Below are 19,176 nucleotides of genomic sequence, written 5' to 3' on the forward strand. Positions count from 1 at the left end.
CCCCCCCGGGCCCCCCCCCCCCCCCGGCCCGCATCAGCCGACGCGCTGGTCGAGCCCCCAGCGACGCCGCAGAGCGTTGTCGGCCGCGCCGAAGCACATGTCCACGACGATGCCGATGATCAAAATCACGATCATCGTCGCGAGGAGGCCGGGCGCGTCGGAGAGCTCCCGGGCGTTGTCGAGCTGTTCGCCGATCGACGCCTGGTGGGCGATGATCACGAGAAGCTCGCCCGCCATCAGGGACCGCCACGCGAACGCCCAGCCCTGCTTGAGCCCCGACAGGAACGACGGCAGCGACGCGGGCAGGATGACGTGCCGGTAGAGCGCCAGGCGTCGCAGGCCGAGGATGTGCCCGGCACGGAGCAGGATCGGCGGGGTGTAGTCCACGCCGGCGATGAGCCCGTTGGCGATCGACGGCGCCGCCCCGAGGACGACCACGAACATGATCGCGCTCTCGCTGAGTTTGAAGAACAGGATCGCCAGCGGGAACCACGCGATGGAGGGCATGGTCTGCAGGCCCGTGATCAGGGAGCCGAGCGCCGCCCGCAGGGGCCGGACCCGTGACACGGCCGCGCCGACCACGAGCCCGACCAGCACCGCGATCGCGAACCCGGTGATCGCGCGGCGCATCGTCACGCCCAGGGCCTCGTAGAACTCGGCCTCACCGAGGCGGTTCCACAGATCCTCAAGGACGGTCACCGGGCCGGGAAGGACGTACTCCGGGCGCCACCCGCTGAGCACGACCAGCTCCCAGACGGCGAGGACGAGGACGATCGCCGAGATCATCGGCCAGCTTCTGGCCCAGACCCTTGAGGCCAGGCTCTGCCGTTCCCGGTTGGACAGCTCCAGCGCGTCCAGACCGGCGATGTGCTGGGAAAGATCAGTAGTCATTGGGCACCCGCTACTTCTCGATCCCGGCGCCGACGGGCGGCTGCGCCGCCGGCTTGGCGTGGCGCAGCACCTCCTGGCGCAGCCTGCCGGTGATGGTGGAGGCCAGTTCGGCCACTTCACCGGAGTCGGTACGGCGCGGCCGCGACAGCGTCACCGGGAAGTCCTCGATCACCTTGCCGGGCCTGCTGCTCAGCAGGACGACCCGGTCGCCGAGCCGTACGGCCTCGCGCACGTTGTGGGTGACGAACAAGACGGACAGCTCCCGCTCCCGCCAGATCCGCTCCAGCTCGTCGTGGAGCAGGTCACGGGTCATCGCGTCGAGGGCGCCGAAGGGCTCGTCCATGAGGAGCACGTCGGCGTCCTGGGCGAGGGCCCTGGCGAGCGCGACCCGCTGGCGCATGCCACCGGACAGCTCGTGCGGGCGCTTGTCGCCGAAGCCACCGAGGTGGACGATCTCCAGGAACTCCATCGCCCGCGCGCGGCGCTCCTTCTTCGTGGTGTTCTTACCCGAGCTCGTCACCCGGAGCGCCAGCTCGATGTTCCCCGAGACGGTGAGCCAGGGGAACAGGGCCGGCTCCTGGAACATCATCGCGATGCGGGCGTCCCTGGTGTCGATCTCTCCGGCGGTGGGGCGGTCCAGGCCGGCGACGAGGTTGAGCAACGTGCTCTTGCCGCAGCCGGACGCGCCCAGCAGACAGACGAACTCGCCCCTGTCCACCGAGAGCGTGACCTGGTCCAGGGCCAGGAGCTCCCTGCCGTACACCTTGGAAACCGCGTCCAGCCGGACCGCGGGCTCGTGCCCGTCGGTCCGGCCGGGGCGCAGCTCCTGTATCGGAGCTGTCACTTCGCCTCCCTGACCAGCGGCTCGCCGGCCCGTGACCGGAGGCGCCGCTTCGACTCTGCTGTTCTGTGCCGCCTGCTCGGGTCGATCACTTGTCGCTCACCGCAGGCTGGCTCTTGGCCGCCAGGACCTCGTTGAGGATGGTGAGGTCGTAGATGCCGTTCAGGTCCACCGGGTCGAGCAGGCCGACCTTCTGGGCGTGGTCGGCGCTGCCGACGAGGGAGGACGCGATCGGGTCGTTGGTGAAGGTGATGTTGCCGAAGGCGCTGTCCAGGACCGCCGGCGCGACGGGCTTGCCGGTCAGCTCCTTCAGCTCCGCGTTGACCGCCTCCTTGGCGCCCGTCGGGTCCGACTGGATGAAGGCGTTGGACTCGACGTGCGCCTCGATCAGCTTCTTCACCAGGTCGGGGTGGTCCTTGAGGAACTGCTGCCGCACGATCAGGTGCGTGATCACGAACTGCTTGTTCGGCCAGAGGTCGGCCTCGGTGAGCAGGATCTTGCCCTTGCTCTCCTGGACCAGGCGGCTCGCGAAGGGCTCGGGCACCCAGGCGCCGTCGATGTCGCCGGTGGCGAAGGTCTGCAGGGTCTGGGCGTTCTCCTGGGGGAGGATCGACACCTCGCCGCCGCCCTTGGTGTCGGTCTCGATTCCCTTCTCCTTGAGCCAGTAGCGCAGCGCGACGTCCTGGGTGTTGCCGAGCTGAGGCGTGGCGATCTTCTTGCCCTTGAGGTCCTCGACGCCGTTGATCTCGGGCTTGACCACGAGGAACACGCCGCCGGACGCCGCACCTGCGACGATCTTGATGGCTTCGCCCTTGGACTTCGACCAGGCGTTGATGGCCGGGTTCGGCCCGATGTAGGTCGCGTCGATGGCGTCGGAGAAGATCGCCTCGGTCGCGGCCGGTCCGGCGTTGAAGGTGGAGACCTTCAGCGTCGCGTCGCTGCCGAGTGCCTTGGCGAAGAAGCCCTTCTGTACCCCGACCAGGGCCGTGGAGTGCGTGATGTTCGGGAAGAAACCGAGACGGACCTCGGTCGTCGTCTTCGCCGTGTCGCCGCCGGAGGACCCCCCGCCTCCTCCGCAGGCCGCCGCGAGGGCTGTCACCGTGACCGCGGCCAGTGCCACTGCCATCCCCCGGAGCCTGCGAACCCTCATTGACTACTCCTTAATTCCTACTTAATAAGTCGGTTAAGTGCATAAAATGGCAAATGCGGCCTCCTGTCAAGCGGCGGTGACCGCATGGGTGCGAGTCGTTACCAGTTCGTGTTTCTCGGTGCGATGTCGCCGACGGGACCGTACGGCCGGCCCGCACACATTCAGCGGCAAAGAGCCGTGTCGATCCCTGGACTTGAGGGGTGAATGCCGCCGAGCCGACACCTCGGCACCCCGACACGCGATAACTTCTTGGAACGCATCCCGCATGCGCCCGAGGAAGCCAACGGACAGGACCCAAGATGCGCGTTTCCGTGATCGGATGCGGTCACCTCGGTGCTCCGCACGCCGTCGCGATGGCCGAGATCGGTCATGAGGTGATCGGTGTCGAGTCGGATCCCGACAGGTGCCGAGCCCTGGGCAACGGCATCGCCCCCTTTTTCGAGGAGGGCTTCGAGGACCTCCTGGTCCGGCACACCTCCTCCGGCCGGCTCCGCTTCACCACCGATCTGGGGGAGGCCGCGGACTTCGCCGACCTGCACTTCATCACGGTCGGCACCCCGCTGCGCGAAGACGGCCATGGCTACGACATGACCCAGGTGATCGACGCGATGCGGTCGCTGGTCCCACTGCTGAGCAGGCCGGCCACGATCGTCGGCAAGAGCACGGTGATGGTCGGCACCGTCGAACGGCTCCAGAAGATCATCGACGCTGACGCGCGGGTCTCCGGTGTGGAGCTGGTCTGGAATCCGGAGTTCCTGCGTGAGGGCCATGCCGTGCGGGACTCCCTGTTCCCCGACCGGGTCGTGGTCGGCCTGACCTCCCGGCAGGCCCGCGAGGCGGTCGAGGAGGTGTACGCGCCGATCCTCGACCACGGGGTGGGATTGATCCTCACGGACCCGCCCACGGCAGAGGTGATCAAGTCGGCCGCGAACGCGTTCCTGACCACCAAGATCTCGTTCATCAACGCGATAGCCGAGGTGTGCGAGTTCGTCGGAGCGGACGTGAACACGGTCGCCCACGCGATCGGCGTCGACAAGCGGATCGGGCACGACGGGATGCGGCCGGGCATCGGCTACGGCGGCGGGTGCCTGCCCAAGGATGTGGCGGCCTTCACGCACCGCGTCGGCGAGCTGGGCGCGCGGAACGCGCACGGATTCCTGACGGCCGTCGAATCGATCAACGCCGACCGGGTCCCGGCGGCGGTCAGGCTGATCGAGAGGGCGCACGGCGGTTCGATCGACGGCCGTACCATCGCGTTCCTCGGCACGGCGTTCAAGGCCGGGACCAGCGACGTACGCGACTCGCCCGCCCTGCGCCTGGCCGAGAGGCTGGCCGAACGCGGCGCGACACCGGTCATCTACGACCCCGCGGCCATCGCCGCCACTCGCGAGCTGCACCCCGAATTCAGCTACGCCGACACCGCCGAGCAGGCCATCACGGACGCCGATCTCGTCGTACTCGCCACCGAGTGGCCGGAGTTCACCGCCGACCCCAAGCTCCCCGCGGACACCGCCGACCTGGTACGTCACCGGGTGCTGGTGGACGTGCGCAACGCGGTCGAGCCGGGCCCGTGGCTCGCCGCCGGATGGGAGGTCTGGCAGCTCGGCCGCCGGCCCCAGCGTCCGTAGGCGCGGTGGTCGAGTCAAAGCGGACGTGGAAGGGCGGGAGGCGGCGGTGCCGGGCTGCCGGTGTCCCCGGATGGTGGTGGCCGACTCCCTTCACCACCCTCGTCGCGCCGAAAGCTCCGTTCGACCCGGTACGGCTGCTGGGGGGACGACCTCACCGAGGAGACACTGCTCAGGTTCGACCGACGTCCAGGAACGTGCGGCCGATGGCATGTCAGGCCGGTTCCGGGCCTCGTTCTGACGCGTTCAGTCGGCGACGCTCAGGTAGCGGACGCGTACGGCGTTGCGGATGGCCTTCCCGTCCTGCTCGTCGGTGTACTCGGCGACCTTGATGTAGCCGTGGTCGTCGTAGATGCGTCCCAGCTCGGGGCTGCCCGCCCAGTGGTCCAGAGCCAGTGCGGGAGCGCTGTGCGCCCTGGCGAGACGTGCGGCTTCCTCCAGCAGGGCCGAACCGACGCCGCGGCCGCCGGGGCCGCGGTCGGTCATCACGGTGTGGATGAACATCGATCCGTCGGGCACCACGGCGGCGGGGATCCGTGGCGGAACCATGGGCGCGGCGGCCAGCATCCCGACGCACCGGCCGTTCCGCTCGACCAGGGTGATGACGCCCTGGCGCGTCCAGTCGGAGACTCGGTCGGGAAAGCCCGGGATTCGGGAGAACGGTACCGTTCCCCATTGCTCCGGGCGGCCCTGGGTGATGAGCCATGTATGGACGGAGTCCATCAGGGACAGCAGGGCCGGAACGTCATCGGTCGTCGCCGACCGCGGCTGGACGGAAGGACGTGGCATCGGGGTCTCCCGGAGGGTTAGACTTCACGCGACCCAATTAATTCAACTTTCTAAGGGTTAGATTGTCAAAGCAAAATAAGGTCCATGCCGTGACCAGGGCAGTTCAGGAGCTCCAGGACGCCACCGATCTCATTGACGAGCTGGCGGCCCGGCGCCTCGGCGTCAACCGCACCGACCTGAGGTGCCTGAGCCGGTTGACCGCCCGCGGCCCGCTCACCGCAAGCGAGCTGGCGGCCGCCGCCGGTCTCACCGGGGGTGCCGCCACCACCGCGATCGACCGGCTGGAGCGGGCCGGCCTGGCCACGCGGATCCGCGACACGGCGGACCGGCGCCGGATCCTGGTGAACCTGACCGAACAGGGGCAGAGAGCCGTGCGGGAGGTCTGGGGGCCGATCGTGACCGAGGCGCAGACCGAACTCCTCCGGTTCAGCACCGCCGAACTCGACACCATCGAGACGTTCCTGCGCCTGGCGCTGCACAACCAGGTCCGGCACGCTGACCGCCTGCGCCGGCCGGTCGAACCGCCGGACTGCGGGGTCATCGCATGAGAATCGTCTTGCCGGTGATGGCGCGCTGTTTGCCGCCGCTGGATCGCTCGTGGGCGAACGGTGCTTCCGAACCCCGCCACATCACCACTGATGTGGCGGAAAGCGATCGCGTTCCTACTCGTCCAGTAGGTAGTCGGCTTGCTGACGGCAAGTCCGCCTTACCGAAAGACAGACAGCGTCTCGGTTTGTGACGCCTCGGCGCCGGGGATCCGCAACCCGAGGAATCTCGCCTGAGCCGTCACAGGCCGGAGGGCTGTCCTGTCTTAGCTGACGACCGGATGGTGACGGACGCCCCGGCGGCCAGGAAGGTTTGTCATGAAGATCGTGGTAATCGGCGGTACCGGTCTGATCGGGTCGAAGCTCGTGACGAAGCTCGGCGAGCACGGCCACGAGGCGGTGGCGGCAGCGCCGAGCACCGGCGTCAACACCCTTACCGGCGAAGGGCTCGCCGAGGCCCTGACCGGCGCGCAGGTGGTGATCGACGTGTCGAACTCCCCGTCCTTCGAGGACACCGCGGTACTGAAGTTCTTCGAGACCTCCACCCGCAACCTGCTCGCCGCGGAGGCGGCGGCAGGCGTCGGCCACCACGTCGCGCTGTCGGTGGTGGGGACCGAGCGGCTGCCCGAGAGCGGCTACTTCCGGGCGAAGATCGCTCAGGAGAAGCTGATCGAGAACTCGTCGATCCCGTACTCGATCGTGCACGCGACGCAGTTCTTCGAGTTCGTCCGGAGCATCGCTGCTGCGGCCACCGACGGCGGCACGGTCCGGATGGCACCGGTGCTCTTCCAGCCCATCGCGGGCGACGAGGTCGCCCAGGCGGTCGGCAGGATCTCGGTGGGGTTGCCGGTGAACGGGAGGGTCGAGGTCGCCGGGCCCGAGCGGTTCCGGATGGACGAGTTCTTCCGGGACGCCCTGGCCGCCTGGGACGATCCGCGTGAGGTGGTCACCGACCCGCACGCGCGCTACTTCGGAGCCGAGCTGGGCGAGGGGACCCTGGTACCGGCCGGCGACGCGATTCTCGGCGAGACACGGTACGGCGACTGGCCGGGCCGGGCCACGGCCGGGAGGTAGCGCCCCCGCCGGGCATCGCGACGTCGTCGCGGTCGCCGAGGGCGCGGACCGTCAGCCGCCCCTGGCCGCTCCGCCGGATGAGATCTCCCGGGGTTGTCACAAACCACCCGCCTGTCCTGTCATAGCTGCTCGGCGAGCGGTTTGAAGGCGGTAGACGAGGGTCGTGGGTCCAGGATGGGTTCACCGGCAGAGTGTGGGACACGGGTGAGAGGGGGATGACGGTGGCGGATACCGTGCCGGCGAACGAATCCGGTGTGCCGGAAGATCTTGAACAGGCCGCAGTGATCTTCGCGGGCCTGCGGCCGCGCCTGTTCGGGATCGCGTACCGGATGCTGGGCAGCGTCACCGAAGCCGAGGACCTGGTGCAGGACGTCTGGCTGCGCTGGCAGACCTGTGATCGCAGTACGGTGGCCAACCCGGCCGCGTTCCTGGCGACGGCGACCACGCGGCTGGCCATCAACGTCGCCCAGTCCGCGCGGGTCCGCCGCGAGACCTACATCGGCCCGTGGCTTCCCGAACCCGTCGACACCAGTGCGGATCCGCACCTCGGCGCCGAGCGGGGCGAGGCCCTGGGGTTCGCGGTCCTGCTTCTCCTGGAGAGGCTCTCGCCCAACGAACGCGCGGCATACGTGCTGCGGGAGGCGTTCGACTACCCGTACCAGGAGATCGCCGACATCATCCAGCTCAGCGAGGCGGCGGTCCGTCAGCTGGTCAGCAGGGCCCGCAAGCACGTGGTCGCCGAGCGTCGCGCGCCGGTGACCGGAGCCGAGCAACGGAGGCTGCTGACAGCCTTCGTCGCCGCCGCCCGCTCCGGTGACCTGGCCGCGCTGGAGGAACTCTTCGCGGCGGACGTGACCAGTCACTCCGACGGCGGTGGCGTCGTCCGGGCCTCTCGCATCCCCGTGGTGGGCGCGTTCCGGGTGGCGAAGTACGTCAGGGCGTTCGCGGACCGGTTCTGGGACGGGGTCGAGGTGGAGTGGGCGAGCGCGAACGGGCAGGCGTCCGCTCTGCTGTGCCGCGACGGCGAAGTGTTCGCGGTGCTCACGGTCAACGCCTCGGCCCAGGGCATCGACCAGGTGCTGTGGATGATGAACCCGGCCAAGATCACTGCGGTGTCCGCGTCCCCCTCATCGGCACAGATCCGCCCAGGCCATGCTCGACAGGCATGATCATGTCGTGCGCCGGTTCGCGGCGGCGTGTGACACGGGAGACACCGCGGCGCTGGAGGCGGTCCTGGCCGCTGACGTGATGGTCGTGAGCGACGGCGGCGGCAAGGTGCGGGCCGTGTCGCGCCCGATCCACGGTGCGAACGAGGTCGCCCGGCTCGTCGCGGCCCTGTTGACCGGTCAACCCGGTACCGTGCTGACCGCCGAGTCTGTCAACGGCCGTACCGGCCTGGTACTGCGCCTGGCCGGTCAGGCCGTGGCGGTGGTCAGCGTGAGCGTCACCGGAGCCGAGGTCACCGCTGTGTGGATCGTGCTGAACCCGGACAAGCTGCGGTGCTGGCACCGCCCATGACCAGCGCCCCAACCACAGGCTGCCCGCGACCTCGACAGGAGAGGCGGCACGATGAACGATCCGGTCACTCTCCCGAAGCCGTCCATGGACGACGACCACGACGGCGACCGCGCTCTGCCCTACTCGAAGTGACCCGTCAGGGCACCTCAGCCGGGCCCCAGCCCGACCTGTCACCGCCAACGGGACTGTACGACGAGCCGTCTGGGGGTTTGTATCGGGGGATGGGCCATGGCGAGGGGCAATTCCGGCTGGTGGCGTACGGGCAGAGGCGATCCAGCCGCCGAAGCAGGTGCCTGGGCGGTCGCTGGGCCTGTGACGAGCTGTTCGAGCAGCTCCGGGTAGGCATCGGCGAGGTCGGCCACGGAGGCGAGGGCGTCCGGCTGTTCGGTGTCATCCCAGGTGTGAAGGGATGGGGATCCGGGACGGCACTCCGCCCGTGATGAGGGCAGCGTCGGCGCTCGGGGTTCATCGCGCTGCGAAGGAGGTGAACATGTCGACGAGCGGCTGCGGTGCCTGGTCGTTGAAGACGGTCTCCAGACTCTGCGCGGACTCCCGGGCGGACTTCTCACTTCGCTCGAAGAGGGTTGCCTCATAGGCGGACAGCGCGGCCTCGGTGTTCCCCGGGTGGGCGGCGAGCGCCTGTCCCAGATCCGCACCGTCGATCAAGGCGAGGTTGGCGCCTTCACCGGCGAAGGGGGACATCAGGTGTGCGGCGTCGCCGAGCAGCGTGACGCCGGGGACGCGCTCCCAGCGGTGTCCGACGGGCAGCGCGTGGATGAGGCGGGGGATCAGCTCGCCGTCGGCGTCGGCGATCAGGTTGCGCAGGCCGGGGGCCCAGTCCGTGAAGTGGTTCGACAGCGCGGCCTTGGCGGCGTCGGTATCGGTGAAGTCGATCGTGGACAGCCAGTCCTCGGCAGCGCGCAGCGCGGCGTAGACGTGCAGGCCGCCGTCGGTCCCGCGGTGGGCGAGGAATCCCCTGTCGTCGCCGAGTGCGAAGAACATCCCGCCCCCGATCAGCTCGGCGTACTGCGGATGGCGGGTGTCGGCGTCGAGGAGGTTCAGCTCGACGAAGGAGATCCCGGTGTAGGCGGGGACGGCGTCGGAGAGCAGCGGCCGGATACGGGACCAGGCACCGTCCGCGCCGACGAGCAGGTCGGTGGTGAAGGCGGTGCCGTCGGCGAGAGTCACCTCATGTCGTCCGGAGCCGAGCGGCCGGGCGCCGGTGACCTTGCTGTCCCAGCGGACGGTGCCCTCGGGAAGCGAATCGAGCAGGAGGTCGCGCAGGTCACCCCGGTCGATTTCGGGGCGGCCGCCCTCGCCGTCATCCGTCTCCTCCAGCAGGACATGGGCGTGCTTGTCGAGGACCCGCAGGGCTTCGCCGCCGGGGTGGACCCTGGCCCGGAACCGCTCGTGCAGTTCAGCGGCGTGCAGGGCCGCCTGGCCGGAGTCCTCGTGGATGTCGAGCATGCGGCCCTGGGCGCGCGCGTGCCGGTCGGCGTCCAGCTCGAAGACGGCGGACTCGATCCCGTTCACGTGCAGGACACGGGCCAGGGGCAGGCCACTGAGTCCGGCGCCGATGACGGCTACGGGATGGTGCGTCGTGCTCATAACGGTGCCTTCGCTTTCTGAGTCGGTAGTGCACGGACACTGCGCCGGTTCAGTTCGTGGTCCGTGGGGTGGTGCGCGTGCCGTTGATGACGGCCCCGAAGATCCAGGCCAGGCGCTGCCGGGGGGTGCCGGAGACGAGGTCGGCGCCGAGTGCGGCGATGCGTGGATGCGTCTGGGCGGAGACCTCCCCCAGCGCGGCGATGAGCCCGTTGTGTTCATCCTCGGCATCGATGGCGCCGTCGCGGGCGGACTGCTCGGCGGCGGTGGCGGTGGCCACCTGCAAGAGCACGTCCACCCCCCACGCGGCCTGCGCGTCGGGTACCTCGCCCTCGTGCAGCAGGGCGAGGATCGTCTCGACCAGCGCCAGGTAGTTCGGGCCGGAGGGGCGGGCGACCAGGGCGGAGTGGGCGAGGCTGGGGTGGTCGAACAGGACCCGCGTGTAGGAGAGGAGCACCTTCGCCAGCCGGTCGCGCCAATCGCCTTCGCTGCCTGCCGGGGTCAGGTCGACCGCACCGAGCAACTCTTCCAGGATCGCGGCGTGCAGTTCGGCCGTGTTGGCGACGTACACGTACAGCGAGGCGGGGCCGGTGTCGAGTTCCTGGGCCAGTCGGCGCATGGTGACGCGCTGCAGTCCCTCGGCTCTCATGAGGCGGACCGCGGTGGCGACGATGCCGTCGTAGGTGAGGGCGGGCTTGGCGGGCCGCTCCCGGCGACTTCGGGGGGCAGGGGTCCGTGGGGTCATGACCGCATCGTAACGAACATGTTCGCTACGAACAAGTTCGTTCGCGCCCGGGGGTTCCCCGCCGGGCCGTGGGCGAACGGGGCGGGGCCTTCCGGGAGTCAAGAAGCCGTCCGTTCGTAACGAACGGGTTCGACAGGATGGCCGGGTGCCGTCGGCCGTGGTCGTGCAGGGTCTTGGCTCACTTCGCGGCAGATGCCGCGGGTTTGGCCGGGGCGGTGCCGGGCTTGCCGCGCAGCGGTACCTCCTTGATGAACACGGCGGCGGCGAAGGCGCAGACCAGGAAGATCCGCTGCGTGCCGTGGGCGACCGCGTGCAGGTAGGCGTCCTTGGCCGATGCGGACATGCCCGAAAGGTTCACATCGGCGAGCGTGCCTTCGCCCGGATCGCCACCACCGGGTGCGTAGTGCTGGGTGGCCCATGCGAACAGGGGGCCGAAGACCGCCACACCCGGCATCGCAGCGGAAGCTCACCCTCGGTGAACAGCACGCGAACCGGCAAGGCGAGGACTTCGTCTGGGATAGGAGCGGTCAGCGGGCCGCCGGGGTGGTGGCCGCATGTGCTCGGCCGGAGCCGTGGGGCGGTTGAGTGTGTCGTGTCAGGTTCGAGGTGATGTTTCGGGGGCGACGAGTTCGACCTCGAATCCGTCGGCGTCCTCCAGGTAGGCGGCGTAGTGCCGCTCGCCGCCGGCATGGGGATGACGTTCCGGGAACAGCAGGGTCCAGCCGTGCCGCGGTGCCCGCTCGACCAGGGCGTCGACCATGGCCCGGCTCTCGACGTGGAAGGCGAGATGGTTCAGGCCGGGGCGGCGCCGGTCGTGTTCGTCCGCGCTGAGAGCGGGCGACTGCTCAAGGACCAGATAGGTGGAGCCGAGCCGCCAACTCCGCCCGTCGGCCCAGTTCTGGAAGAGGGTGTAGCCCAGCTCGCCCAGCAGCCACCCCCAGCCGGCGACGGCCCGTGGCAGGTCTGGCACCCAGAGCTCGACATGGTGCAGCATTCCGGTGGTCGCCTTGCTCATCCCGCGATCCCCTTCCGTGCGTCTCGACCTTGGCGGGAAGTGGGTGTTCGTCAAGGCCATCCCCGTCGGGCACCCGCTGGCCGCCAAGTACCGGACCGAGGCGGCGACCGCCGTGTGGCTTCCGCTGCACCGCCTGTGCCCGCACTGTCTCGCCTCGCTTTTTCCGCCGTCGGCCCGCCATGTGAGGATCATGGCGGACCGAGACGTCAACGGGCACGATGGGGCCATGCCGAAGAACCCGCCCGAGTCGCCGGCGCCAGCGCCTGAACGAGCACGCCCGCGCTCGCCGGCCGCGGTTGGACCGGGGCCAGGTGCGTTACCGGGGCGGGTTCGCCTACGTCGACGGGGTACTGCCCGGCGCTGAGGTGCTACCGCTGTGCCGCCTGAGCTTCGGCGGAGTCCTGCACACCTGGGGCTTCGCGATCTACCTCGCCGGCCGCGACGGCTGCCAGGACAACATCCTGCCTGTCGGCAGCCCCGAAGAAGCAATCGATTGTGCCTGCGGCCTCTACCTCAACGATCCCACCGCCTGGCTCAGCCCACCCTCAACGAATTGACGCGGTGCAGCACTAGTATCGTGTGGTGCATTGATAGGCGACCCAGCGGCCGCCGCCCGCATTGGCTATAGCGTTCCTTTTCGCCTTGGCGGCTGTACTCCCCCTGCCGCCCCAGTAGACGTTTCTCCTGGAATTGTAGGCGACAGCGCCACAACCGTTGACGAAGGTGGTAAGGACTTTGCAGCTGGAGCGGCCGCATGCCTTCAGTGCCCGCTTCCTGGCGGCAGACGCTGTTCTGTAATCCCAGGACCTGCCGATACTGCCGTCCCGCGCCACGGCAATGGCGCCGTAATAGTAACGTGCTGCACTTTCCCCCGCGGTAGCCGCAGTAGCCGCTGCGGGGGACGCCGTGGCCAGCACCCCGCTCACCATGAAGGCGCAAGCGGCGATGGCAGTGAATTTCTTCCCTAACTGCATGATGTTTCCCCTTCGTGTGGATTTGCCCCGATTCAGTAGACACGTCAGGGCTTTCGGCTATGCGGCAGCATAACCGTCTTTTTGGATGGGTTTGAGGGCTTGGCGCCGCAGGTATTCGGCAGGGCTGAGTTGTCCGTTGGCGGGGTGACGGCGGCGCGGGTTGTAGAACCCCTCGATGTAGGCGAATGCCGCACGCTCGGCTTCTGACCTGGTGCGGAAGGTTCGCCGGTCGATCAGCTCGCACTCCGGTGCGGCGAAAAGGCTCTCGGTGATGGCATTGTCGAAGCACGTGCCGGGCCGGTCGAGGGGCGCACGCCGACCTGCTCACAACGTCGACCGAACGCGATCGAGGTGTGCTGTCTGGGGTTGTGATGGATCACCCCGGAGCCGGGGCGGCGCTGGTGGATCGCCATCGCCAAGGCGTCGGTGACCAGCTCGGTGCGCATGTGCTCGGCCATCGCCCAGCCGACGATCCGCCGGGAGAACACATCGAGCACGACCGCCAGGTAGAGGAGGAGTCCTCGGCCGCCGGTGGCGTTGGGACGCGCCGGCGCACCAATCAGTCCGGCATCGACATCCACGACATGGCCGTACCTGTCGAACAGGAGTCAAGTTCATCTGTCAATTTGGGTCTTCTCAGCCGCCCGGTTGGCGGGTTATCAAGAGCCTGAGCCCCGCTCACGACCACCACTCCGATGTGGACGAAGGATGACATGCGCCGGCTATGGGCAGTGATCGTACGAACGCTCTGCATCGCGGCCCTGGCCGCGACCGGGCTCGCCGCGGCCGCCACGGACGCCGCGGCGGCCGAGCCTCCCCGCTGGGGGTTCGCCGTCGTCAGGAGCGGCGCCGTCGTGGACTCCATGCGCCAGGCGGGCTCGTGGCCGGACGGGCTCAAGGTCGAGGCCACCCCGGGCGGCCCCGGCCAGGTGTTCGTGAAGTTCCCGCAGATCGGCATGGCCGCCGGGGGAGTCGCCCACGTCACGGCGATCTCCCAGTCCGCCGACTGGTGTCAGGTCCAGGGCTGGTGGCAGTCGGGCGCCGACGAGATCGTGGCGGTGCAGTGCCACCGATACGGTGTGGGCCCGATCGCCTCGTGGTTCTCCGTCACCTTCGGGTACAGCGCCCAGTACCTGCCCGCGCCCCAGGCGTTCGGGTACGTGCACTGGGACGGCTCCGCCGTGGCCGCGCGGTTCAACTCCTCGGCGCCGACCGCGGTGAACACCGCCGAGCCGTTGACGGCCCCGGGAACGTGGCGGGTCACCCTGCCGGGGCTCGGCTCGGCGGGCCACGCCGGGAACATCCAGGTCACCGCGGTCGACTCGGCCGTACCGGCACGCTGCAAGCTGGGCGGATGGACCGCGACGACGGCCGCGCAGAGCATCATCGTGCGCTGCTACGACGCCACCGGCACATCGCTGAACACCGGATGGAGCCTGACCTACCACCGCGAGCGGGCCATCACCTGGACACCCCAGCCGTACCGCTTCGCCTACACCTTCGACAACGCCCCCGACACCCCGGGCGTCTACGTGCCGACGCCGTACCCGGTCAGCTACAACTCGCAGTCCGGGGGCGTGCAGCTCAGCAGGTCCGCGGTCGCCAGGAAGCAGGTGATCTTCGGCAACACCGGATACCGGGACAACGTCCAGGTCACCGCGTTCGGCTACGGCTCGGAGTTCTGCAACCTGTTCGCCCCCTGGGAGTCGTACCCGGCGTACGTGAGCATCCGGTACATCACCTGCTACAACGGCGCCGTCCAGGTCGACCACCCGTCGATGATCACGTACGTGGCCCGCTAGTGCGGTGTCCGTTGGGTGTTTGAGTACTCGCACCCGCTCATCGACCAGGGGCGCGGTGATTCCGGCAAGTGTCGCTCTGTCGTGGCAGCGGGTTGTGCCGCCGTTCCGCATCAAGATCCGGGACGCTGCGGGGATCACCGGCCTGGAGGGGCCCGATTCAAGGCCTTGGCCTGCCGGCGCCATGGCCGGGTACCTGGGACGACCTGAATACTTTGCCTTTGCGCTAAGTGTTTCGGCGAGCAATACTTAGCCGCATGGCACAGTATTCGGCGGAGCTCGACGGCGTGTTCGTCGCCCTCGCCGACCCGACGCGGCGCGACGTCATCCGACGCCTCGGTCGCGGTCCGACGAGCGTGGGCGATCTCGCCCGCGAGTTCCCGATGACCCTTCCCTCCTTTATGAAGCACGTGCGGACGCTCGAGGAGAACGGCCTGATCCGCACGGTCAAGCTCGGCCGGGTGCGCACCTGCGTGCTCAACCGCGACCGTCTCGCTCTCGTTGACGGCTGGCTCGCGGAGCAGCGCCAGATCTGGGAGGAGCGCACAGACCGGCTCGAACGCCTCGTCACCGATCCGAAGGAGAAACAACCATGAACCCCGATCTTGACCTGACCCTGCAGCGGGTCATCCGCGCCCCCCGCGCCGCGGTGTGGAGCGCGTGGACTGATCCGTCCCGCTTTGAGAAGTGGTGGGTCCCGGCGCCGACCGTGTGCCGCGTCGACCGCCTCGACGTCCGGCCCGGCGGCGCGCTCGTGACGCGACTGAGCGACGACGGGGTGGACTTCGTCCCGCACATCAACGCGAGCTTCCTCGTCGTCGACGAGTTCGAGCGGATCGTGTTCACGAACGCGATCGACAGCGCCTGGCGCCCCGCGAATCCCGCGCCGGTGCCCATGACAGCCGAGATCACGCTGAGCGATCATCCGGACGGTACGGACTACCGGATCATCGTCCGGCACGGCGATCCGGCCGCCCGCGCCCGCCACGAGGAACTCGGCTTCTTCGAAGGCTATGGCTCGGTCACCAAGCAACTCGCCGTGGTCGCGGAGAGCCAGGCCGCGCGGTGAAGATCGCTCTCACCGGGTTCGTCACCCTCGACGGGGTCAGCCAGGGCCCCGGCTCACCGACAGAGGACACGAGCGACGGCTTCACCCGGGGCGGCTGGCTCGTGCCCCACCTGGACGAACTCTTCGTCCGGCGTACCTCCGACTGGCTGGACCTCGCCGACGGTCTGCTGCTCGGGCGGCGAACCTACGAAGCGTTCGCCCGGGACTGGCCGCAGATCACCGACCCGGACGACCCGTACACCGAGCGGATGAACTCACTACCGAAGTACGTGGTGACCAACACCCTCGCCGAAGGGTGCTGGCATCCGACGACCGTGCTCCGCGGTGACCCGATCCAGACCGTCGGGGAACTCAAGGCGCAGCCAGGACGGGAACTCCAGATCCACGGGAGTGCGAGACTCGGCAACGCCCTGTTGGCGGCGGGTCTCGTCGACACGCTTCGGCTCGTCGTCGCCCCGGTCGTGACCGGTTCCGGGCGGCGGCTGCTCGACCACCCGAGCGGACCCGTCGGTCTTCGACTCGTCCGCCACGAGGTGACAGCGAACGGCCTGCTGCTGCTCCAGTACGAGACCGTCGGCGCTGCCCCGGTAGCGGAATATGAGGGCGTCACGGCCTTTGTCTAGTGCGGTGACCAGGACCGGATACGTTCACCGGGTTTGATCACGCCGCATCCTCGCACCTACAACGCCCCGTAACTCGACCTGGTGCCAGGGCCTGTTCTTTTAGAGGTCGTCTCATTTGGTGAGGCGGCGGTAGCGGACGAAGAGCGATCGCGTTGTGGTGTCGGGTGAGGTCTGCGTCAGTTGAGCCTTCTGCCGAGCTTGGTCGAACGGCTCGGCGATCCCGTGATAGCCGGCCTCGACCAGCTCGGCGTACTTGACGTACCCCCGCCGGGGTGTCGGACTCGAAGCGGAACAGGGTACGTGGCCCGCCGGGCGGATCGCAGCCGGGCGAGTGCTCGTCGATCCTGAACTCCGGCCCGAGTCGCTCAGGGCGTGAATACTTCATGATCCAAAATGAAGATCACACGAGATGGTAGGAATAGGGCGAAAGTGGGTCTTGAGGGTAGGGGGCGATAGGTGATCCGGGTTCTGCTCGCCGAGGACATGCACATGGTCCGAGGGGCGCTGGTCGCACTGCTCGAACTCGAACCCGACATCAAGGTGGTCGCGGAGGCGGCGACCGGCGACGAGATCGTGCCCTTGGCGCTGAAGTCCAAGCCGGATGTGGCGGTGATCGACGTCGAGTTGCCCGGCGTCGACGGGCTCACCGCCGCAGCCGAGCTGCGCAGGCGGGTGCCGCAGTGCCGGGTGCTGATCGTGACGAGCTACGGCCGCCCGGGGAGCGTCCGCAAGGCCTTCGCCGCCCAGGCGTCCGGGTTCGTGGTCAAGGACGCTCCGCCGGACCGGCTTGCCGATGCGATCAGGAGGGTCGCGGCGGGTGAGCGGGTGATCGATCCCAAGCTCGCCGTGGCGGCGCTGGAGGTGGTCGAGAGCCCGCTCAAGCCGCGCGAGCTGGAGGTACTGCGGAGGTTCTCCTGTGGCGAGGACGTGGAGCAGATCGCCGAGGCGCTGTTCCTGTCCGCAGGCACCGTACGCAACTACCTCACCGGGATCGTCGCCACGCTGCACGCCCGCAACCGGCTGCACGCTGTCCGGATAGCCCAGGACGCCGGTTGGCTCTGAGCCCGGCCCGCCTGCTCGCCGCCTTCATCTGCGTGGTGTGCGTCCTACGGGTGAGCTTCTACCTCGGCGAGGCCTCGGCCGGGCCGTTGACCGTGGCGAGCATCATGGGGGTCGCCGCGCTCCAGCTGCCGATCTCGCTCCCGGGCAGGCGGCGCCTGTCGGCCGTGCTCTTCCCGGTGCAGGCCGTATTGAACTACCTTCCCCTGCTGGCCGAGGCCGACAGTTGGCGGGCGGGCGGCTCGGCGTTCGTGGCCGCCTCGGCCCTTCTCATGGTGAGCGGTCCCGCCGCGTGGCTGCTCTTGGGGTTGATCGCGGTCGTCGAGGGCGCCGTGGCGTCCGCGCTGGACCGCGCGCCCATGGAGATCTATTACGCGGTCGTCGCCCCCCTCAATGTCGGTCTGATGCTGTACGGCCTCAGCCGCCTCGCCGACCTGCTGGACCGGGTTGGCCGGGAGCGATCCGAGCTGGCGGCCAGGGCCGAGGAGGTCGAGCGGCTACGGCTGTGGCGGCACGTACAGCACCTCGTGGTGAGCAGCGTGTCCGCCGTCGAGCGGCTGGCGCGGCGGGCACGGTGCCAGGGCGAGGCGGAGGTGGTGCGGAAACAGGTCTCCCAAGCCGTCGCCATCGCACGGAAGGCGCTGGACCGCGTACGGTCCCTGCCGCCCGCCGACGGCCCGATCCCGGTCCCGCCTCGCGATCGCGACGGGCGGATCGTACGGCAGGCCACGCCGATTCTCGTCGTCACGCACGTGTTGTTCATCGGGCAGTCGCTGTTCAACTTCGCCGCCGACGAGGCACTCGATTCCGGCTCCGGAGACGCCGGCTATCTGGCCCTGCTGCCCCTGACCTTCGCTCTGCAGTTCTGGCACCTGGCCGCCCTGCGCGCGGGCAGGCGGCCCAAGGGCCTGGTCTGGACACTGGTGGCTCAGGGCATGACCATCTACGCGCCTCTGCTGGACGGGGAGACATCCGGGCTCGTGGTGTCGGGGTTCTTCGCCGGCGTCCTCCTGCTCTACGCGCAGGCGCGGGTGTCATGGCCGCTGTGCATGGCGATTTGCGGCATCTCGGCGATGGAGGGCTGGTTCACCGGGGGCACGCTCCTTGCCGGTTACCAGTTCTGCAGTGCCCTGGCCACCGCGCTGGCGGTCTACGGCCTGACCCGGCTGGTCACTCTCGTCACCGAGCTCCGCCGTACCCGGGCCGAGCTCGTCGAGGTGGCGGCCCTGCGCGAGCGGCTGAGGGTAGGCAGGGACGTGCACGACCTGCTCGGCCGTGGTCTCACCGCGGTCGTCCTGCACGGAGAGCTCACGCTGCGGCTGCTGAAGACGGATCCGGGCCGGGCGATGGAGCAACTCGAGCGGATGACGGACGCGGCGCGGGCCGCGCTCGCGGACGTCGCCGGGTTGAGCGCACCGGATCGGCGCCTGTCGCTGGCCGCCGAGGTCGACTCCGCCAGGGCCGTGCTGGAGTCGGCGGGAGCAGCCGTACGGGTCGACGCCGCGTCCGTGCGGGGGCCGGCCGAGCCCGTGCTCGCGGTGGTGCTGCGCGAGGCGGTCACCAACGTGCTCAGGCACAGCACGTCGGAGGAGTGCGTGGTCGAGATCGCCGTCGAGGATGGTCGCGTACGTCTGCTTGTGGCCAACGACGGGGCCGCCCCCGCTTCCGACGAGCCCGGCACGGGGCTGCGGAGCATGCGCGCCCGCCTGGCCGCCATCGGCGGCGAACTCACCACCACCTGGACCGGCGATCGCTTCGAGCTCCTCGCCCGTATCCCGGTCGATCATGAGGATCTCACGCCCACGAGGTGAACCCGGCGACTGTGCCGGTGAGCGCCCGGTGCCGCACAGTTGA

General features: G+C 69.1%; 22 protein-coding genes and 1 pseudogene. 12 read left to right on the plus strand and 11 right to left on the minus strand.

Annotated features, from left to right (window positions below):
• Positions 1–33: 33 nt before the first annotated feature.
• From ABT130_RS23035 to ABT130_RS23045, 3 genes are all read right to left on the minus strand, one after another.
• Positions 34–891, minus strand: coding sequence for an ABC transporter permease (locus tag ABT130_RS23035; protein ID WP_350915839.1), 858 nt, complete (start codon positions 889–891; stop codon positions 34–36).
• Positions 892–901: 10 nt separating this feature from the next.
• Complete coding sequence (locus tag ABT130_RS23040) at positions 902–1,735, minus strand: ABC transporter ATP-binding protein (protein WP_350958276.1); 834 nt, start codon at positions 1,733–1,735, stop codon at positions 902–904.
• 85 nt (positions 1,736–1,820) lie between these two features.
• Positions 1,821–2,882 (minus strand): ABC transporter substrate-binding protein, encoded by a 1,062-nt coding sequence (locus ABT130_RS23045; RefSeq protein WP_350915843.1) that lies wholly within the window; start codon positions 2,880–2,882, stop codon positions 1,821–1,823.
• 299 nt (positions 2,883–3,181) lie between these two features.
• Between ABT130_RS23045 and ABT130_RS23050 the strand changes: the two genes are divergently transcribed.
• Positions 3,182–4,510 (plus strand): UDP-glucose dehydrogenase family protein, encoded by a 1,329-nt coding sequence (locus tag ABT130_RS23050; RefSeq protein WP_350958278.1) that lies wholly within the window; start codon positions 3,182–3,184, stop codon positions 4,508–4,510.
• Between the two features lie 243 nt (positions 4,511–4,753).
• Here ABT130_RS23050 and ABT130_RS23055 read toward each other — a convergent pair whose 3' ends face one another.
• A complete protein-coding gene (locus tag ABT130_RS23055; protein WP_350958281.1) occupies positions 4,754–5,296 on the minus strand; it encodes a GNAT family N-acetyltransferase in 543 nt (180 codons plus the stop codon).
• A gap of 89 nt (positions 5,297–5,385) precedes the next feature.
• On the opposite strand from ABT130_RS23055, the gene ABT130_RS23060 reads away from it, so the two are divergent.
• From ABT130_RS23060 to ABT130_RS23075, 4 genes are all read left to right on the plus strand, one after another.
• The gene (locus ABT130_RS23060; RefSeq protein WP_350958284.1) at positions 5,386–5,844 is read left to right on the plus strand and encodes a MarR family winged helix-turn-helix transcriptional regulator; all 459 of its coding nucleotides are present in this window, start codon (positions 5,386–5,388) and stop codon (positions 5,842–5,844) included.
• A gap of 315 nt (positions 5,845–6,159) precedes the next feature.
• Positions 6,160–6,915: an SDR family oxidoreductase gene (locus tag ABT130_RS23065; RefSeq protein WP_350958287.1), complete on the plus strand. Its 756-nt coding sequence runs from the start codon at positions 6,160–6,162 to the stop codon at positions 6,913–6,915.
• Between the two features lie 215 nt (positions 6,916–7,130).
• A complete protein-coding gene (locus tag ABT130_RS23070; RefSeq protein WP_350958290.1) occupies positions 7,131–8,084 on the plus strand; it encodes an RNA polymerase sigma-70 factor in 954 nt (317 codons plus the stop codon).
• Positions 8,085–8,091: 7 nt separating this feature from the next.
• A complete protein-coding gene (locus tag ABT130_RS23075; RefSeq protein ID WP_350958294.1) occupies positions 8,092–8,433 on the plus strand; it encodes a sigma-70 family RNA polymerase sigma factor family protein in 342 nt (113 codons plus the stop codon).
• A 465-nt stretch (positions 8,434–8,898) separates the two neighbouring features.
• Here the strand turns inward: ABT130_RS23075 and ABT130_RS23080 are convergent, their stop codons facing one another.
• The 4 genes from ABT130_RS23080 to ABT130_RS23095 form a co-directional block, all read right to left on the minus strand.
• A complete protein-coding gene (locus ABT130_RS23080) occupies positions 8,899–10,041 on the minus strand; it encodes an FAD-dependent oxidoreductase (protein ID WP_350958296.1) in 1,143 nt (380 codons plus the stop codon).
• A 49-nt stretch (positions 10,042–10,090) separates the two neighbouring features.
• Positions 10,091–10,783 carry a TetR/AcrR family transcriptional regulator gene (locus ABT130_RS23085; protein WP_350958299.1) on the minus strand — a complete coding sequence of 231 codons (693 nt, stop codon included), beginning with the start codon at positions 10,781–10,783 and terminating at the stop codon, positions 10,091–10,093.
• A gap of 178 nt (positions 10,784–10,961) precedes the next feature.
• On the minus strand, positions 10,962–11,237 hold the full coding sequence (locus ABT130_RS23090; protein ID WP_350958301.1) for a hypothetical protein: 276 nt from the start codon (positions 11,235–11,237) through the stop codon (positions 10,962–10,964).
• Between the two features lie 141 nt (positions 11,238–11,378).
• The gene (locus tag ABT130_RS23095; RefSeq protein WP_350958304.1) at positions 11,379–11,798 is read right to left on the minus strand and encodes a VOC family protein; all 420 of its coding nucleotides are present in this window, start codon (positions 11,796–11,798) and stop codon (positions 11,379–11,381) included.
• Positions 11,799–12,109: 311 nt separating this feature from the next.
• Between ABT130_RS23095 and ABT130_RS23100 the strand changes: the two genes are divergently transcribed.
• The gene (locus tag ABT130_RS23100; protein WP_350958307.1) at positions 12,110–12,355 is read left to right on the plus strand and encodes a hypothetical protein; all 246 of its coding nucleotides are present in this window, start codon (positions 12,110–12,112) and stop codon (positions 12,353–12,355) included.
• Between the two features lie 12 nt (positions 12,356–12,367).
• On the opposite strand, the gene ABT130_RS23105 is transcribed toward ABT130_RS23100, so the two are convergent.
• The 3 genes and pseudogenes from ABT130_RS23105 to ABT130_RS47800 form a co-directional block, all read right to left on the minus strand.
• A complete protein-coding gene (locus ABT130_RS23105; RefSeq protein ID WP_350958310.1) occupies positions 12,368–12,772 on the minus strand; it encodes a DUF4189 domain-containing protein in 405 nt (134 codons plus the stop codon).
• A 57-nt stretch (positions 12,773–12,829) separates the two neighbouring features.
• Entirely contained in the window at positions 12,830–13,045 is a 216-nt protein-coding gene (locus ABT130_RS47795; RefSeq protein WP_502992197.1) for an IS3 family transposase, read from the minus strand.
• Positions 13,006–13,284, minus strand: a pseudogene (locus tag ABT130_RS47800) (DDE-type integrase/transposase/recombinase); the annotation flags it as partial. The gene ABT130_RS47795 and the pseudogene ABT130_RS47800, both read right to left, overlap by 40 nt.
• 219 nt (positions 13,285–13,503) lie before the next feature.
• Here ABT130_RS47800 and ABT130_RS23115 point away from each other — a divergent pair.
• The 6 genes from ABT130_RS23115 to ABT130_RS23140 all read left to right on the plus strand — a co-directional run bounded on the left by ABT130_RS23115 (position 13,504) and on the right by ABT130_RS23140 (position 19,133).
• Positions 13,504–14,574 (plus strand): hypothetical protein, encoded by a 1,071-nt coding sequence (locus ABT130_RS23115; RefSeq protein WP_350958312.1) that lies wholly within the window; start codon positions 13,504–13,506, stop codon positions 14,572–14,574.
• 254 nt (positions 14,575–14,828) lie between these two features.
• A complete protein-coding gene (locus tag ABT130_RS23120) occupies positions 14,829–15,167 on the plus strand; it encodes an ArsR/SmtB family transcription factor (protein ID WP_350958315.1) in 339 nt (112 codons plus the stop codon).
• Positions 15,164–15,640 (plus strand): SRPBCC domain-containing protein, encoded by a 477-nt coding sequence (locus ABT130_RS23125; protein WP_350915874.1) that lies wholly within the window; start codon positions 15,164–15,166, stop codon positions 15,638–15,640. The genes ABT130_RS23120 and ABT130_RS23125 overlap by 4 nt, the downstream gene beginning before the upstream one ends.
• Positions 15,637–16,263, plus strand: a complete 627-nt coding sequence (locus ABT130_RS23130) for a dihydrofolate reductase family protein (protein WP_350958317.1) — start codon at positions 15,637–15,639, stop codon at positions 16,261–16,263. Before ABT130_RS23125 ends, ABT130_RS23130 begins: the two co-directional genes overlap by 4 nt.
• Positions 16,264–16,719: 456 nt before the next feature.
• Positions 16,720–17,325 carry a response regulator transcription factor gene (locus tag ABT130_RS23135; protein WP_350958320.1) on the plus strand — a complete coding sequence of 202 codons (606 nt, stop codon included), beginning with the start codon at positions 16,720–16,722 and terminating at the stop codon, positions 17,323–17,325.
• A complete protein-coding gene (locus ABT130_RS23140) occupies positions 17,316–19,133 on the plus strand; it encodes a sensor histidine kinase (RefSeq protein ID WP_350958323.1) in 1,818 nt (605 codons plus the stop codon). Before ABT130_RS23135 ends, ABT130_RS23140 begins: the two co-directional genes overlap by 10 nt.
• Positions 19,134–19,176: the final 43 nt, after the last annotated feature.

This window comes from Streptosporangium sp. NPDC001681 (assembly GCF_040298085.1).
Taxonomy (GTDB): domain Bacteria; phylum Actinomycetota; class Actinomycetes; order Streptosporangiales; family Streptosporangiaceae; genus Streptosporangium.

Excerpts from the sequence above, each read along its gene's own strand:
- ABT130_RS23045 (WP_350915843.1), bottom strand. The coding sequence starts at position 2,882 with ATGAGGGTTCGCAGGCTCCGGGGGATGGCAGTGGCACTGGCCGCGGTC.
- ABT130_RS23090 (WP_350958301.1), bottom strand. The coding sequence starts at position 11,237 with ATGCCGGGTGTGGCGGTCTTCGGCCCCCTGTTCGCATGGGCCACCCAG.
- ABT130_RS23065 (WP_350958287.1), top strand. The coding sequence starts at position 6,160 with ATGAAGATCGTGGTAATCGGCGGTACCGGTCTGATCGGGTCGAAGCTC.
- ABT130_RS23035 (WP_350915839.1), bottom strand. The coding sequence starts at position 891 with ATGACTACTGATCTTTCCCAGCACATCGCCGGTCTGGACGCGCTGGAG.
- ABT130_RS23125 (WP_350915874.1), top strand. The coding sequence starts at position 15,164 with ATGAACCCCGATCTTGACCTGACCCTGCAGCGGGTCATCCGCGCCCCC.
- ABT130_RS23085 (WP_350958299.1), bottom strand. The coding sequence starts at position 10,783 with ATGACCCCACGGACCCCTGCCCCCCGAAGTCGCCGGGAGCGGCCCGCC.
- ABT130_RS23080 (WP_350958296.1), bottom strand. The coding sequence starts at position 10,041 with ATGAGCACGACGCACCATCCCGTAGCCGTCATCGGCGCCGGACTCAGT.
- ABT130_RS23070 (WP_350958290.1), top strand. The coding sequence starts at position 7,131 with ATGACGGTGGCGGATACCGTGCCGGCGAACGAATCCGGTGTGCCGGAA.
- ABT130_RS23055 (WP_350958281.1), bottom strand. The coding sequence starts at position 5,296 with ATGCCACGTCCTTCCGTCCAGCCGCGGTCGGCGACGACCGATGACGTT.
- ABT130_RS23120 (WP_350958315.1), top strand. The coding sequence starts at position 14,829 with ATGGCACAGTATTCGGCGGAGCTCGACGGCGTGTTCGTCGCCCTCGCC.
- ABT130_RS23050 (WP_350958278.1), top strand. The coding sequence starts at position 3,182 with ATGCGCGTTTCCGTGATCGGATGCGGTCACCTCGGTGCTCCGCACGCC.
- ABT130_RS23095 (WP_350958304.1), bottom strand. The coding sequence starts at position 11,798 with ATGAGCAAGGCGACCACCGGAATGCTGCACCATGTCGAGCTCTGGGTG.
- ABT130_RS23105 (WP_350958310.1), bottom strand. The coding sequence starts at position 12,772 with ATGCAGTTAGGGAAGAAATTCACTGCCATCGCCGCTTGCGCCTTCATG.